Annotated in this window: 12 protein-coding genes; 9 read left to right on the top strand and 3 right to left on the bottom strand. The window is 68.6% G+C overall.

Going from position 1 to position 15,114, the window contains the following annotated elements:
- The first annotated feature begins 119 nt into the window (after window positions 1-119).
- A complete protein-coding gene (gene serS / locus BLP95_RS08520; RefSeq protein WP_089678221.1) occupies window positions 120-1,397 on the top strand; it encodes a serine--tRNA ligase in 1,278 nt (425 codons plus the stop codon).
- A gap of 127 nt (window positions 1,398-1,524) precedes the next feature.
- Window positions 1,525-2,625: an AI-2E family transporter gene (locus BLP95_RS08525; RefSeq protein WP_089678223.1), complete on the top strand. Its 1,101-nt coding sequence runs from the start codon at window positions 1,525-1,527 to the stop codon at window positions 2,623-2,625.
- A gap of 98 nt (window positions 2,626-2,723) precedes the next feature.
- Here BLP95_RS08525 and trxA read toward each other — a convergent pair whose 3' ends face one another.
- Complete coding sequence (gene trxA / locus BLP95_RS08530) at window positions 2,724-3,047, bottom strand: thioredoxin (RefSeq protein WP_089678225.1); 324 nt, start codon at window positions 3,045-3,047, stop codon at window positions 2,724-2,726.
- 244 nt (window positions 3,048-3,291) lie between these two features.
- Between trxA and cysB the strand changes: the two genes are divergently transcribed.
- Entirely contained in the window at window positions 3,292-4,263 is a 972-nt protein-coding gene (gene cysB / locus BLP95_RS08535; protein ID WP_023005680.1) for an HTH-type transcriptional regulator CysB, read from the top strand.
- Window positions 4,264-4,341: 78 nt separating this feature from the next.
- On the opposite strand, the gene BLP95_RS08540 is transcribed toward cysB, so the two are convergent.
- A complete protein-coding gene (locus BLP95_RS08540; RefSeq protein WP_089678227.1) occupies window positions 4,342-4,962 on the bottom strand; it encodes a phosphoadenosine phosphosulfate reductase domain-containing protein in 621 nt (206 codons plus the stop codon).
- A gap of 119 nt (window positions 4,963-5,081) precedes the next feature.
- A complete protein-coding gene (gene pabB / locus BLP95_RS08545) occupies window positions 5,082-6,461 on the bottom strand; it encodes an aminodeoxychorismate synthase component I (protein WP_089678229.1) in 1,380 nt (459 codons plus the stop codon).
- A 241-nt stretch (window positions 6,462-6,702) separates the two neighbouring features.
- On the opposite strand from pabB, the gene BLP95_RS08550 reads away from it, so the two are divergent.
- From BLP95_RS08550 to BLP95_RS08575, 6 genes are all read left to right on the top strand, one after another.
- Window positions 6,703-7,413 carry a GntR family transcriptional regulator gene (locus BLP95_RS08550; RefSeq protein WP_023005683.1) on the top strand — a complete coding sequence of 237 codons (711 nt, stop codon included), beginning with the start codon at window positions 6,703-6,705 and terminating at the stop codon, window positions 7,411-7,413.
- Between the two features lie 32 nt (window positions 7,414-7,445).
- Window positions 7,446-8,351, top strand: a complete 906-nt coding sequence (gene prpB / locus BLP95_RS08555; RefSeq protein WP_089678231.1) for a methylisocitrate lyase — start codon at window positions 7,446-7,448, stop codon at window positions 8,349-8,351.
- Between the two features lie 48 nt (window positions 8,352-8,399).
- Window positions 8,400-9,527: a bifunctional 2-methylcitrate synthase/citrate synthase gene (gene prpC, locus BLP95_RS08560; RefSeq protein ID WP_089678233.1), complete on the top strand. Its 1,128-nt coding sequence runs from the start codon at window positions 8,400-8,402 to the stop codon at window positions 9,525-9,527.
- A 2-nt stretch (window positions 9,528-9,529) separates the two neighbouring features.
- Window positions 9,530-12,145, top strand: coding sequence for a Fe/S-dependent 2-methylisocitrate dehydratase AcnD (gene acnD / locus BLP95_RS08565; protein ID WP_089678235.1), 2,616 nt, complete (start codon window positions 9,530-9,532; stop codon window positions 12,143-12,145).
- A complete protein-coding gene (gene prpF, locus BLP95_RS08570) occupies window positions 12,142-13,320 on the top strand; it encodes a 2-methylaconitate cis-trans isomerase PrpF (RefSeq protein ID WP_089678237.1) in 1,179 nt (392 codons plus the stop codon). Before acnD ends, prpF begins: the two co-directional genes overlap by 4 nt.
- A 95-nt stretch (window positions 13,321-13,415) precedes the next feature.
- On the top strand, window positions 13,416-14,897 hold the full coding sequence (locus BLP95_RS08575; protein ID WP_089678239.1) for a bifunctional 2-methylcitrate dehydratase/aconitate hydratase: 1,482 nt from the start codon (window positions 13,416-13,418) through the stop codon (window positions 14,895-14,897).
- Window positions 14,898-15,114 lie beyond the last annotated feature (217 nt).

A 15,114-nucleotide genomic window follows, 5' to 3' on the forward strand; every position in this document is an offset into this window, starting at 1 on the left:
GCGCATCCCGCCGCGGGCCTGCGTGGCGCGGCTTTCGCCTTTTGCCTACAATGGGCCGCCTGTCAGCGCCGCGCCCCGCGCGGCCACGCTCCTTCACCGACTGCAACGGACCGGATGCCATGCTCGATCCCAAACTGCTGCGCAGCGACCTCGAGACGGTCGCCCAACGACTCGCCAAGCGGGGCTTCGCCCTGGACGTCGACCGCCTCTCGGCGCTGGAGTCCCGGCGCCGCGAGCTGCAGGCCGAGACCGAGTCGCTGCAGGCCGAGCGCAACAGTCGCTCCAAGGCGATCGGCAAGGCCAAGGCGGCGGGGGAGGATATCCAGCCGCTGCTCGACGAGGTGAGCGACCTGGGCGACCGCCTGGACGCCGCCAAGGCGCGCCTTGGCGAGGTGCAGGGCGAGTGGGACGAGGCGGTGAGCGGCATTCCCAACCTGCCCCACGAGAGCGTGCCCGAGGGCCGGGACGAGAGCGATAACGTCGAGCTGCACCGCTGGGGCACCCCGCGGGCGTTCGACTTCCCGGTGCGCGACCATGTCGACCTCGGCGAGCTCGACGGCGGCCTCGACTTCGACCTGGCGGCCAAGCTCACCGGGGCACGCTTTGCGGTGATGCGCGGGCCCATGGCACGGCTGCACCGCGCCCTGACCCAGTTCATGCTCGATACCCAGACCGAGGCGCATGGCTACCAGGAGTGCTACGTCCCCTACATGGTCAACGAGGCCTCGCTGCGCGGCACCGGCCAGCTGCCCAAGTTCGGCGAGGACCTGTTCCGGCTGGACGACGAGCGCGGCTACCACCTGATCCCCACCGCCGAGGTGCCGCTGACCAACTTCGCCCGGGACGAGATCCTCGACTACCAGGCGCTGCCGCTCAGGCTCACCGCCCACACCCCGTGCTTTCGCAGCGAGGCGGGCTCCCATGGCCGCGATACCCGCGGCATGATCCGCCAGCACCAGTTCGACAAGGTGGAGATGGTGCAGCTGGTCGACCCGGCCACCAGCTATGCGGCGCTGGAGGAGATGCGCGGCCATGCCGAGGCGATCCTCCAGGCGCTGGCGCTGCCCTACCGGGTGGTGACGCTGTGCACCGGCGACATGGGCTTCGGCGCCGCCAAGACCTATGACCTGGAGGTGTGGATCCCGAGCCAGGAGACCTACCGCGAGATCTCCTCGGTCTCCAACTGCGAGGACTTCCAGGCGCGGCGCATGCAGGCGCGCTTCCGCCATCCGGAGCAGAAGAAGCCACAGCTGCTGCACACCCTCAACGGCTCGGGCCTGGCGGTGGGTCGCTGCCTGGTGGCGGTGCTGGAGAACTACCAGAACGCCGACGGTTCCATCAGCGTGCCCGAGGTGCTGCGCCCCTACCTGGGCGGACGGGAGACGCTGGGACGCTAGGCGCCTGGCCACCCCGCTGCTGCGAACCCCCGCCCCGGCGGGGGTTCGTCGTCTGGGCGGCGTGGATGATTGTGGCGGTGTGCCCGCGAGGGCATGATGGAAACCTGATACGGAGAGGGAGGTCCGGATGGCGGACGGCAACGGCGATGCCTCGGGCATCATACCGCTGAACCTGGTGCTGGCGCTGGCGGCGCTAGTGGTGATCGTGGCCGGCATGACGGCGGGGGCGAGCCTGCTGGTGCCGTTGCTGCTGGCCGCCATCATCGCGGTGATCTGCACCGCGCCGGTGCTGTGGCTCAACCGCCTGGGACTCAGGCTGAACCTGGCGGTATGGCTGACCCTGGTGGTCATTGGCGGGGTGATCACCCTGCTGGGGCTGCTGCTGGTCAACAGCTTCAATACCTTCGTGGAGGCGCTGCCGGGCATCGAGCAGAAGCTCTACGACTACTACCTGGGGCTGCTGGATGGCCTGGCGCGCCTGGGGCTGGCGATCGACACCGACCGCCTGGCCGAACTGCTGGATGCCGAGCAACTGGGCAACTGGATCCCCGCGGTGATCGGCGAGGTCGGCAACCTGCTGATGCAGAGCGTGGTGGTAGGCCTGCTGGCGGTGTTCATGCTGTTCGAGACGCTGACCTTCCGCGACAAGCTGGCCCGTGCCCTGGCCAATCCGGCGCCGAGCCTGGAGCGCTTCAGCGAGTTCAGCCTGACCCTCAAGCGCTACCTGGCGGTGAAGACGGTGGTCAGCCTGGTCACCGGTATCCTGGTGTGGGTCGCCTGCCTGCTGGTGGGGGTGGACTTCCCGCTGCTGTGGGCGGTGCTCGCCTTCGTGCTCAACTACATTCCCAACATCGGTTCGGCGATCGCCGCGGTGCCGCCGGTGCTGCTGCTGCTGGTCTCCCCGGATGGCGGGCTCTTCGATGCGCTGCTGCTCTCCGGCGCCTACCTGGGCATCAACTTCCTGCTCGGCAACATCGTCGAGCCGCGCATGATGGGCAAGGCGCTGGGGCTCTCCACCTTCGTCGCCTTCCTGTCGCTGGTGGTGTGGGGGTGGATCTTCGGGGCGGTGGGCATGCTGCTCTCGGTGGTGCTGACCATGACCCTGAAGATCGCCCTGGACAGCCATCCCGAGACGCGCTGGATCGCCCATCTGCTGGGCCCGGGGGACGAGCCGTCGCTGACCGAGGCCACCCGGCGCCCCTCGCGGCGGGGCAACAGGGAAGAGTGACCCAGGGTCCCTGAACGACATCGCCCCGGCCGAGGCCGGGGCGATGTGCGGATGCTGAAGGCGTTGCCTGGCGTGCAGGCCGTCGCTTATGGCGTCGCTCAGACGTTCTGGTCGATGAACTGCGACAGCTGCGACTTGGACTGCGCGCCCACCAGGGAGGCGACCTTGGTGCCGGACTTGAACAGCATCACGGTGGGCACACCGCGCACGCCCTGCTCGGCGGCGATCTCGGGGGCGTCATCGACGTTGATGCTGACGACCTTGAGGTTGCCGCTGCGCTCCTCGGCGACCTCGTCGACCACCGGTGCCATTACCTTGCAGGGGCCGCACCAGGGCGCCCAGAACTTGAGCAAGACCGGGGTGTCGGCCTTGAGGACTTCCTGCTCGAAGTTCGCATTGGTGACATCGACGTTATTGGCCATGGGGTTCTCCAGTTTCGTTGCGCTGCGTCGAGCGGGTCGGGTTGGCAGGCGACGGGGGCGGTGTCGCCTGCCCGGGCGGACGATGTTAGCGGTCGACCGGGGTGCTGGCAAATCGGGATGGGGCGCGCGCCGCTTGTGCGGACTCCGGGCTATTATGCTATAAAGGAATGAATAAGCCTTTTTATATATCATGGGCGTGGTGACCGGTTCGGCGCTGCGCCGACGCGGCATGGAGAGGGACGCGATGAAACTGCAGCAGCTGCGCTACATCTGGGAGGTGACGCGCCACAACCTCAACGTCTCGGCCACCGCCCAGAGCCTGTTCACCTCCCAGCCGGGCATCTCCAAGCAGATCCGGCTACTCGAGGACGAGCTGGGGGTCGAGATCTTCGCCCGCAGCGGCAAGCACCTCACCCGGGTGACCCCGGCGGGCCAGGCGATCGTCGAGTTGGCCGGCGAGGTGCTCAGGCTCACCGACAACATCAAGGAGGTGGCCCAGGAGTTCAGCGACGAGCGCCGCGGCAGCCTCGCGGTGGCCACCACCCACACCCAGGCGCGCTACGCGCTGCCGCCGGTGATCCGCGACTTCACCCGCAAGTACCCCGAGGTGGCCCTGCACATGCAGCAGGGCACGCCCAAGCAGATCGCCCAGATGGTCAGCGACGGCCAGGCCGACTTCGCCATCGCCACCGAGTCGCTGGAGCTTTTCAACGACCTGGTGCTGCTGCCCTGCTACCGCTGGAACCGCTGCATCCTGGTGCCCCAGGGGCACCCGCTGGCGGAGGAGGGGGAGCTGACCCTGGAGGCGATCGCCCGCCATCCGTTGGTGACCTACGTGTTCGGCTTTACCGGGCGCTCCCAGCTCGATGACGCCTTCCGTGCCCGCGGGCTGACCCCCAACGTGGTGCTCACCGCCGCCGACGCCGACGTGATCAAGACCTATGTGCGCCTCGGCCTCGGGGTGGGCATCGTCGCCCATATGGCGGTGGACCCCGAGCAGGACACCGACCTGGTGGCGCTGGACGCCGGCCACCTCTTCGAGAGCTCCACCACCAAGATCGGCATCCGTCGCGGCACCTTCATGCGTGGCTACATGTACGACTTCCTGCAGGGCTTCGCGCCCCACCTGGACCGCGAGCTGGTCGACGCCGCCCTGGCCGCCGGGCCGCGCCACGAGCGTGCCCTGTTCGAGGGCATCGAGCTGCCGCTGCGCTGATCCCGCGCCTCGGCGATAAACGACGCCGCCGCCTCCCGGGCAGCCGGGGGCGGCGGCGGCGTCATGACTGGCTCGGGGTCAGTGCTGCAGGTGCAGGCCGCACTCGCGCTTGGCCTCGACCTTGGTGGGGTCGAAGTAGTCGAACTCGTTGGGCAGGTCGTGGCGCTGCAGGTAGGCGTGAAGCTCCCTGGCCGTCCAGTGCAGCAGCGGTGCCACCTTGAGCAGGCCATCGGCGTTGCGGCTGGCCGGGGCCATGCGTGAGCGCTCCGGGGTGTCCTCGGCGCGCAGGGCGGTGAACCAGACGTCCGGTGCCATCTCGGTCAGGGCGCGCTCGAAGGGCTCGATTTTCACCTCCTGGGTGAAGGCGGCGTGGCGCGGGTCGTCGATGCCGGGGAAGGGACCCTCCAGCGCCTCGCGGTGGGCGCGGCTGCGCTTCGGCAGGTAGCTGACCAGGTTGAGGTCGAGGCGCTTCACCAGGGCATCCGCGAAGCGATAGGTGGCCTCGGTGTTGTAGCCGTGGTCCATCCATACCACCGGGATGTCCGGCCGCTGGCGGCTCACCATATGCAGGATGACCGCCTCGAAGGGGCGGAAGTTGGTGGTGCAGATGGGACGGCTGCCCTGGGTGAGGGCCCAGCGCACCAGCGCCTCGGGGTCCTGGCCGAGGTCACGGTTGATGATCTCCAGTGACTCGCTCATGGCGATGCTCCGGTAGGGATGATGCCGCTACCCTAGCGAAGGGCTTGGCGGGGTGCCCAATACCGATTTCTTGCTTCAATATGTCAATAAAGGAATAAGAGGTCTTGTTCCTTATGCCTTTATTGGCCTCCCTCCCGATCTCCCGGCGCCGCGAGGGCCGCCATCAGGTGGCGGATCTTGTCCAGCGTCTCGCGGTACTCCGCCTCGCCGTCGGAGTCGGCCACTAGGCCGCCGCCGCCCCACAGGTGCAGTCGCCCGGCGTCGGCCACGGCGGTGCGGATGGCGATGGAGGTGTCCATGCGCCCGCGCCGGTCCACGTAGCCGAGGCTCCCGCAGTAGACGCCCCGACGGCTCGGCTCCAGCTCGTCGATGATCTGCATGGCCCGCACCTTGGGGGCGCCGGTGATAGAGCCGCCGGGAAAGGCGCCGGCCAGCAGGTCCAGCGGCGTGCGACCGGCGGCCAGGGTGCCGGTGACCACGCTGACAAGATGGTGGACGTTGGCGTAGCTCTCCAGGCCGCAGAGCTGTGGCACCCGCACGCTGCCGGGCCGGCACACCCGGCCCAGGTCGTTGCGCAGCAGGTCGACGATCATCACGTTCTCGGCGCGATCCTTGGCGCTCGCCTGAAGATCGCTGGCCAGGCGGCGGTCCGCTTCGGGGTCGGCGCCCCGCGGCCGGGTGCCCTTGATGGGGCGCGTCTCCACCCGGCCGTCGCGGCACTCGAGGAAGCGCTCCGGGGAGAGCGACAGGATCGCCTGCTCACCCGCGGGACCCGGCCAGGCCAGGTAGCCCGCGAAGGGGGTCGGGGTGGCCGCGCGCAGCCGCCGGTAGGCGGCCCACAGGTCGCCCGCGTAGGGGGCGCTGAAGCGCTGGGCCAGGTTGACCTGGTAGCAGTCGCCGGCGCGGATGTAGCGCTGCACCGCCTGGAAGCGCGCCAGGTAGCCCGCACGGTACAGCTCGGCGGCGAAGGGGGCCGCGAGCCGGAAGGGGGGCTCGGGGGCCGGCTCGGCCGCCAGCCAGGCCTGCGCCTGGCGGCGGCGCTCGGCGGTGGCCACCAGCCAGGCCTCGCCACGCCGGTGATCCTGGATCAGCGCCCAGTCGTAGAGGCCCACCCGGCTGGCGGGCAGGTCGACGGCAGGACGCGAGCGCTCGCCCACCGGCTCCAGGGCGTAGCCCAGGTCGTAGCTCCAGTGGCCGATCAGCCCGCCCAGGAAGGGCAGCTCGCTGGTCGGCACCTCGCCAGGCAGTCGCTCGAGCAGCGCCTGCTGGGCGGCGAAGGGGGAGAGCCCCTCGAGCCCTGGCACGCCCGCCACGCGGCCGTCGCCCTCCACCGTCAGCACCGCCAGGGGGTCGCTGGTGAGGATGTCGTAACGGCCGCCCGGCGCCGCGGGGCGCCCGCTGTCCAGCAGCGCGGCGCCCGGGCGGCGGCGCAGCCGCGCGAAGGCATCCAGCGGGGTGGGGCGGTAGGGGTAGGGGGTGATCTCGAGCGTGGCGGTCATCGGCTGGCCTGCGGCGGGCCCTGGCTGGCGTCGGGGCGCCCATTCTAGGCGCCGTGGACGCCGCTGTCCTCGTCGACGCCGGCTGGCGTTCTCAACGCCGTTGGGGGTATTGTCGACATCTCCGGTGGTGAGCGTCAGGTTGTCTACAACCAAAGGCGTACCGCTCCCGACCTGGTGCCGTATTGACCCGCCGACGGGCAATGGCTACTCTTCCCTCACTCACTAATTGTCGACAATCATCATGAGCTCAGCCGAAGTCGAAACCGCCAACCCCGAGGTGCGCACCCTGGCCGAACGCGTCTTCCAGCAGCTGCAGGATGCCATCGTCCGCGGCGAGATGGCGCCGGGCAGCAAGATCACCGAGCCCGGCCTGTCGCGCACCTACGGCATCTCCCGCGGGCCGCTGCGCGAGGCGATGCGTCGCCTGGAGGCGCACCGGCTGATCGAGCGCGTGCCCCACGTCGGTGCCAGGGTGGTCAAGCTCTCCATGAAGGAGCTGCTGGAGCTGTTCGATGTCCGCGAGGCGCTGGAGAGCATGGCCGCGCGGCTGGCCGCCGAGCACATGACCGCCGAGGAGATCGCCGGGCTGCGCGAGGTACTCGCGGTCCACGAGCGCCAGAGTGACCTCAAGAGTGGCGAGGCCTACTACCAGCGCGAGGGCGATCTGGACTTCCACTACCGCATCGTCCAGGGCAGCCACAACCGCATGCTGGTGACCATGCTGTGCGACGACCTCTACTACCTGGTGCGGCTCTATCGCACCCAGTTCAGCGCCAGCGGCACGCGCCCGCAGCGCGCCTTCGTCGAGCACCACCGCATCGTCGATGCCATCGAGGCCGGCGACGCCGAGCTGGCCGAGCTGCTGATGCGCCGCCACGTCAGCGCCTCCCGGGCCAACGTGGTCGACCGTTACGCCGCCACCCTCAAGGAGCGGGAAGAGACCACCGCCTGAGCCCACCACCGGATACCACCAGGAGAACCACCATGACCCAGCAGACCCCCGGCGCCCGCTTCCGCGCCGCCCTCGAGGCCAACCGCCCGCTGCCCATCGTCGGCACCATCAACGCCTACACCGCCATGATGGCCGAGCGCGTGGGCCATCAGGCCATCTACCTCTCCGGTGGCGGTGTGGCCAACGCCTCCTTCGGCCTGCCGGACCTGGGCATGACCACCATGAACGACGTGGTCGAGGACGCCCACCGCATCTGCGGCGCCACCGACCTGCCGCTGCTGGTGGATATCGATACCGGCTGGGGCGGGGCCTTCAACATCGCCCGCACCGTCAAGGAGATGCAGCGCGCCGGCGTGGCCGCCGTGCACCTCGAGGACCAGGTGGCCCAGAAGCGCTGCGGGCACCGCCCCAACAAGGCCATCGTCTCCCAGCAGGAGATGGTGGACCGCGTCAAGGCCGCCGCCGACGCGCGCATCGATCCGGACTTCTACCTGATCGCGCGCACCGACGCCTTCCAGAAGGATGGCCTGGACGCCGCCATCGAGCGCTCCCGCGCCTGCATCGAGGCCGGCGCCGATGCCATCTTCGCCGAGGCGGTGCACACCCTGGACGACTATCGGGCGTTCTGCGAGCAGGTCGATGCGCCGATACTGGCCAACATCACCGAGTTCGGCGCCACCCCGCTGTTCACCCAGGCCGAGCTCGCCGAGGTGGGCTGTCGCATGGTGCTCTACCCGCTCTCCGCCTTCCGCGCCATGAACGCGGCGGCGCTCAAGGTCTACCAGAGCATCCATGACAACGGTCACCAGAAGGACGTGGTCGACCTCATGCAGACCCGCGACGAGCTCTACGACTTCCTGAACTACCACAGCTTCGAGCAGAAGCTCGATGCGCTCTTTGCCGAGACCGAGCTTGCCGAGAAGGGCAGCGGCGCCTGAGGCGAGTTCGCTCACGTCATAACGGATATCTTCAAGAGGAGAGAGATCATGGCAGAGAAACCCATCGGCGGCGCCGGCCTGCGTGGCCAGAGTGCCGGTACCACCGCCCTGTGCACCGTCGGCAAGACCGGCTCCGGCCTGACCTATCGCGGCTTCGACATCAAGGAGCTGGCCGAGAAGGCGAAGTTCGAGGAGGTCGCCTACCTGCTGCTCAAGGGCAAGCTGCCCAACCAGGCCGAGCTCGACGCCTACATCACCAAGCTCAAGGGCCTGCGTGGCTTGCCGGATGCGCTCAAGACCGTGCTCGAGCAGATCCCCAGGGACGCCCATCCCATGGACGTGATGCGCACCGGCGCCTCCATGCTGGGCAACCTGGAGACCGAGGAGAGCTTCGATGAGCAGCAGGACGTCTCCGACCGCCTGCTCGCTGTGCTGCCCTCGATCATCTGCTACTGGTATCGCTTCAGCCACGACGGCGTGCGCATCGAGACCGAGACCGACGACGCCTCCATCGGCGGCCACTTCCTGCACATGCTGCGTGGCGAGCCGGCCTCCGAGCTGCACGCCCGGGTGATGAACGTCTCGCTGATCCTCTACGCGGAGCACGAGTTCAACGCCTCCACCTTCACCGCCCGCGTCTGCGCCTCCACGCTCTCCGACATGCACTCCTGCGTGACCGGCGCCATCGGCTCACTGCGCGGCCCGCTGCATGGCGGTGCCAACGAGGCGGCCATGGACATGATCGAGGACTGGAAGTCCGCCGACGAGGCCGAGCGCGAGATCATGGCCATGCTCGAGCGCAAGGACAAGATCATGGGCTTCGGCCACGCGATCTATCGCGAGTCCGACCCGCGCAACGCCATCATCAAGGAGTGGTCGAAGAAGCTCGCCGAGGACGTCGGCGACAGCGTGCTGTACCCGGTCTCCGAGCGCGTCGAGGCGGTGATGTGGCGGGAGAAGAAACTGTTCTGCAACGCCGACTTCTTCCACGCCAGCGCCTACCACTTCATGGACATCCCCACCAAGCTGTTCACGCCGATCTTCGTCTGCTCGCGCGTCACCGGCTGGTGCGCCCATGTCTTCGAGCAGCGCGCCAACAACCGCATCATACGCCCCAGCGCCGACTACGTCGGTCCGGAGAAGAGCGAGTGGGTGCCGATCGAGGATCGGAGTTGAGTATGAACACCGACTACCGCAAGCCGCTTCCCGGCACCGAGCTGGACTACTTTGACGCGCGGGCGGCCGTCGAGGCGATCCAGCCCGGTGCCTATGACACCCTTCCCTACACCTCCCGGGTGCTCGCCGAGCAGCTGGTGCGTCGCTGCGAGCCCGAGCTGCTCACCGATGCCCTGAAACAGCTGGTCGAGCGTCGCCGCGACCTGGACTTCCCCTGGTACCCGGCGCGGGTGGTGTGCCACGACATCCTCGGCCAGACCGCGCTGGTCGACCTCGCCGGCCTGCGTGACGCCATCGCCGAGCAGGGCGGTGACCCGTCCAAGGTCAATCCGGTGGTGCCGACTCAGCTGATCGTCGACCACTCCCTGGCCGTGGAGCACGCCGGCTTCGAGCAGGACGCCTTCGAGAAGAACCGCGCCATCGAGGACCGTCGCAACGAGGACCGCTTCCACTTCATCGAGTGGACCAAGACCGCCTTCGAGAACGTCGACGTCATCCCCGCCGGCAACGGCATCATGCACCAGATCAACCTGGAGAAGATGTCGCCTGTGGTGCAGGCGCGCGACGGTGTCGCCTTCCCCGACACCTGCGTGGGCACCGATAGCCACACCCCGCATATCGATTGCCTGGGCGTGATCGCCATCGGCGTCGGCGGGCTGGAGGCCGAGACCGTGATGCTGGGCCGCCCCTCCATGATGCGCCTGCCCGACATCGTCGGCGTGGAGCTGACCGGCAAGCGCCAGCCGGGCATCACCGCCACCGATATCGTGCTGGCGATCACCGAGTTCCTGCGCAAGGAGCGCGTGGTGGGGGCCTATCTCGAGTTCTTCGGCGAGGGGGCCAGGAGCCTGACCATCGGCGACCGTGCCACCATCTCCAACATGACCCCGGAGTACGGTGCCACCGCGGCGATGTTCTACATCGACGAGCAGACCCTGGACTACCTGACCCTCACCGGCCGCGAGCCGGAGCAGGTCGCGCTGGTGGAGAAGTACGCCAAGCAGACCGGGCTGTGGGCGGACGACCTGGCCGGTGCCAAGTACGAGCGGGTGCTGACCTTCGACCTCTCGAGCGTCGAGCGCAACCTGGCCGGCCCCTCCAACCCGCACCGGCGCCTGCCCACCAGCGCCCTGCATGACCGTGGCATCGCCGTGGACTATGACAAGGCCCAGGCGGAGGAGAAGGCGGGCCACATGCCCGATGGCGCGGTGATCATCGCCGCCATCACCAGCTGCACCAACACCTCCAACCCGCGCAACGTGGTCGCCGCGGGCCTGCTGGCCAAGAAGGCCAACGCGCTCGGCCTGGTACGCAAGCCCTGGGTGAAGAGCTCCTTCGCGCCGGGGTCGAAGGTCGCGCGGCTCTATCTCGAGGAGGCGGGCCTGTTGCCGGAGCTCGAGAAGCTCGGCTTCGGCATCGTGGCCTACGCCTGCACCACCTGTAACGGCATGTCCGGCGCGCTGGACCCGAAGATCCAGCAGGAGATCATCGACCGCGACCTCTATGCCACCGCGGTGCTCTCCGGCAACCGCAACTTCGACGGGCGCATCCACCCCTACGCCAAGCAGGCCTTCCTGGCCTCGCCGCCGCTGGTGGTGGCCTACGCCATCGCCGGCACCGTGCGCTTCGACATCGAGAAGGACGTGCTGGGCACCGATGCCGACGGCAACCCGGTGACCCTCAAGGACCTGTGGCCCACCGACGAGGAGATCGATGCCATCGTCGGCGAGTTCGTCAAGCCGGAGCAGTTCAAGCAGGTCTACATCCCGATGTTCGACCTGGATGCCGCGGAGAAGGCCGAGAGCCCGCTCTACGACTGGCGCCCGCAGAGCACCTATATCCGTCGTCCGCCCTACTGGGAGGGCACCATGGCGGCCGAGCGTGCGCTGAAGGGCATGCGGCCGCTGGCGATCCTGCCGGACAACATCACCACCGACCACCTGTCGCCGTCCAACGCCATCATGATGGACAGCGCGGCGGGGGAGTACCTGCACAAGATGGGCCTGCCGGAGGAGGACTTCAATTCCTACGCCACCCACCGTGGCGACCACCTCACCGCCCAGCGTGCGACGCTGGCCAACCCCAAGCTGTTCAACGAGATGGTGCGCGACGACCAGGGCGAGGTGGTGCAGGGCTCGCTGGCGCGGGTCGAGCCCGAGGGCCAGGTGATGCGCATGTGGGAAGCCATCGAGACCTACATGAACCGTCGCCAGCCGCTGATCATCGTCGCCGGTGCCGACTACGGCCAGGGCTCCTCCCGTGACTGGGCGGCCAAGGGCGTGGCGCTGGCCGGGGTCGAGGCGATCGTCGCCGAGGGCTTCGAACGCATCCACCGCACCAACCTGATCGGCATGGGCGTGATGCCGCTGCAGTTCCAGGAGGGCACCACCCGCCATACCCTGCAGCTCGACGGCACCGAGACCTACGACGTCGAGGGCAAGCCGGCCCCGGGCGCGACCCTCGAGCTGGTGATCCACCGCAAGACCGGCGAGGTCGACCGCGTGCCGGTGACCTGCCGCCTGGATACCGCGGAGGAGGTCACCGTCTACTCCGCCGGTGGCGTGCTGCAGCGTTTCGCCAAGGACTTCCTGGAGTCCTCGGAGGTAGCAAGCGCATGAGTCAGGTTCCTCAGATCCGGATCCCCGCCACCTATATGCGTGGCGGGACCAGCAAGGGCGTCTTCTTCCGGCTCGACGACCTGCCCGAGGCGGCCCGGGTGCCCGGCGAGGCCCGCGACCGCCTGCTGATGCGGGTGATCGGCAGCCCCGACCCCTACCAGAAGCAGATCGACGGCATGGGCGGGGCCACCTCCAGCACCAGCAAGACGGTGATCCTGTCGAGGAGCGAGAGCCCCGACCATGACGTGGATTACCTGTTCGGCCAGGTGGCCATCGACAAGGCCTTCGTCGACTGGAGCGGCAACTGCGGCAACCTCTCCGCGGCGGTGGGGCCCTTCGCGATCAGCAACGGCCTGGTGGATCCCTCGCGTATCCCGCACAACGGCGAGGCCGAGGTGCGCATCTGGCAGGCCAATATCGGCAAGACCATCGTCTCGCGGGTGCCGATCACCGATGGCCAGGTGCAGGAGACCGGTGACTTCGAGCTGGACGGGGTGACCTTCCCGGCGGCCGAGGTGCCGGTGGCCTTCAAGGATCCCGCCGACGGCGAGGGCGCCATCTTCCCCACCGGCAACCTGGTCGATGATCTCGAGGTACCCGGTGTCGGAACCTTCAAGGCCACGCTGATCAATGCCGGCATACCCACCGTCTTCCTGAATGCCGCCGAACTCGGCTATAGCGGCACCGAGCTGCAGGAGGCGATCAACGGCGATGCCGAGGCCCTGGCGCGCTTCGAGACGATCCGCGCCCACGGGGCGGTGAAGATGGGGTTGATCCAGGACGTCGCCGAGGCGGCGGGCCGCCAGCACACCCCCAAGGTGGCCTTCGTGGCCCCGCCGGCGAGCTACACCGCCTCCAGCGGCAAGCGGGTCGAGGCCGGCGAGATCGACCTGCTGGTGCGGGCGCTCTCCATGGGCAAGCTGCACCACGCCATGATGGGCACCGCGGCGGTGGCCATCGCCTCCGCCGCGGCCATCGAGGGCACCCTGGTCAACCTGGCTGCCGGCGGTGGCAAGCGCAACGCCGTCACCTTCGGTCACCCCTCGGGCAGCCTGCGGGTCGGCGCCGAGGCGAGCCTGGTGGAGGGGCGCTGGGTGATCGACGAGGCGGTGATGAGCCGCAGCGCCCGGGTGCTGATGGAGGGCTTCGTGCGCATCCCCGGCGACAGCTTCTGAGCCATCACCGGGTGAAGACAGGGCGCCTCGGGTCGAAAGGCCCGAGGCGTCTTCTATAGTGGAGGTAGTCAATGCCGATGCCGAAGGAGGGCGCGATGAGTACCGTGGAAGCCAATGTGCGGCCGGATTACGACGCCGAGCTGCAGAGGATCGCCGACTATGTGCTGGGCTACCGCATCGAGAGCGCCGAGGCCTGGAACACCGCGCGGCTCTGTCTGATGGATACCCTGGGCTGCGGCTTGCTGGCGCTGCGCTTCCCGGAGTGCACCAAGCATCTGGGGCCGCTGGTGGAGGGCACCGTGGTGCCCCATGGCGCGAGGGTGCCCGGTACGCCCTTCCGCCTCGACCCGGTGAAGGCGGCCTGGGACATCGGCGCCATCGTGCGCTGGCTCGACTACAACGACACCTGGCTGGCCGCCGAGTGGGGGCACCCCTCCGACAATCTGGGGGGCATCCTCGCCGTGGCCGATCATCTCTCCCAGCGACGGGTCGCCCGGGGCGAGGCGCCGCTTACGATGCGTGACGTGCTCGAGGCGATGATCATGGCCCACGAGATCCAGGGGGTGCTGGCGCTGGAGAACAGCTTCAATCGGGTCGGCCTGGACCATGTGCTGCTGGTCAAGGTGGCCTCGACCGCCGTGGTCGCCAGGCTGATGGGCGCCGATCGCGAGCAGCTGCTCGCCGCGCTCTCCCACGCCTGGGTCGATGGCCAGAGCCTGCGCACCTATCGCCACGCCCCCAATGCCGGCTCGCGCAAGAGCTGGGCGGCGGGGGATGCCACCTCCCGGGCGGTGCGCCTGGCCGATATCGCCCTGCGTGGCGAGATGGGGATTCCCGGGGCGCTCACCGCGCCCCAGTGGGGCTTCTACGATGTCGCCTTCAGCCACACCAACCGTGACCTGGCCCTCAAGCCGGAGGCGGAGCGGCACCTGCGCTTCCAGCGCGGCTTCGGCAGCTACGTGATGGAGAACATCCTCTTCAAGCTCTCCTTCCCGGCGGAGTTCCACGCCCAGACTGCCTGCGAGGCGGCGGTGACGCTGCACCCGCAGGTCAGGGGGCGGGTGGACGAGATCGAGCGGGTGGTCATCACCACCCACGAGTCGGCGATCCGCATCATCTCCAAGGAGGGCGAACTGGCCAACCCCGCCGATCGCGACCACTGCCTGCAGTACATGACCGCGGTGCCGCTGATCCTCGGCGAGCTGAATGCCGAACACTACGAGGACGACTTCCACGCCGCGCATCCCGAGATCGATGCGCTGCGGGCGAAGATGGAGGTGGTCGAGGAGCCGCGCTATACCCGCGACTACCTGGACCCCGACAAGCGCTCCATCGCCAACGCCGTTCAGGTCTTCTTCGCCGACGGCAGTGCTACCGACCCGGTGGCGGTGGAGTACCCCATCGGCCATCGGCGCCGTCGCGAGGAGGGGGTGCCGGTGCTGGAAGAGAAGTTCCGGCGCCATCTCGAGACGCGCTTCCCGCGCGGTCACAGCGCGAGGATCCTGGCGCTGTGCCAGGACCCGGCGGCGCTCGAGGCCACGGCGGTGGATCGCTTCATGGACCTGTTCATGATCTGAGGCATCGCGCAGCGTGCCGATACCCCGGCGAATCGCCTCTGCCATGGAGGAGGCAGGGCTCGTGCCTCCGGCGCTTGACCGGGCCATGGCGTGCGGCGTCTCGCTGGACTACATTTTTCTTCACGAAGGCCTTGCACGGTCCCCGGGAAATCCGTAAAGTACGCATCCGCTGCCGGCGACGGGCCAACGTTGCTAGCGGTGGAAGTGGCAGAAGTGA

It is taken from the genome of Halomonas shengliensis (assembly GCF_900104135.1).
GTDB lineage: Bacteria > Pseudomonadota > Gammaproteobacteria > Pseudomonadales > Halomonadaceae > Halomonas > Halomonas shengliensis.

Coding starts and splice junctions, on each gene's coding strand:
- serS (WP_089678221.1), top strand. CDS start 120: ATGCTCGATCCCAAACTGCTGCGCAGCGACCTCGAGACGGTCGCCCAA.
- BLP95_RS08525 (WP_089678223.1), top strand. CDS start 1,525: ATGGCGGACGGCAACGGCGATGCCTCGGGCATCATACCGCTGAACCTG.
- trxA (WP_089678225.1), bottom strand. CDS start 3,047: ATGGCCAATAACGTCGATGTCACCAATGCGAACTTCGAGCAGGAAGTC.
- cysB (WP_023005680.1), top strand. CDS start 3,292: ATGAAACTGCAGCAGCTGCGCTACATCTGGGAGGTGACGCGCCACAAC.
- BLP95_RS08540 (WP_089678227.1), bottom strand. CDS start 4,962: ATGAGCGAGTCACTGGAGATCATCAACCGTGACCTCGGCCAGGACCCC.
- pabB (WP_089678229.1), bottom strand. CDS start 6,461: ATGACCGCCACGCTCGAGATCACCCCCTACCCCTACCGCCCCACCCCG.
- BLP95_RS08550 (WP_023005683.1), top strand. CDS start 6,703: ATGAGCTCAGCCGAAGTCGAAACCGCCAACCCCGAGGTGCGCACCCTG.
- prpB (WP_089678231.1), top strand. CDS start 7,446: ATGACCCAGCAGACCCCCGGCGCCCGCTTCCGCGCCGCCCTCGAGGCC.
- prpC (WP_089678233.1), top strand. CDS start 8,400: ATGGCAGAGAAACCCATCGGCGGCGCCGGCCTGCGTGGCCAGAGTGCC.
- acnD (WP_089678235.1), top strand. CDS start 9,530: ATGAACACCGACTACCGCAAGCCGCTTCCCGGCACCGAGCTGGACTAC.
- prpF (WP_089678237.1), top strand. CDS start 12,142: ATGAGTCAGGTTCCTCAGATCCGGATCCCCGCCACCTATATGCGTGGC.
- BLP95_RS08575 (WP_089678239.1), top strand. CDS start 13,416: ATGAGTACCGTGGAAGCCAATGTGCGGCCGGATTACGACGCCGAGCTG.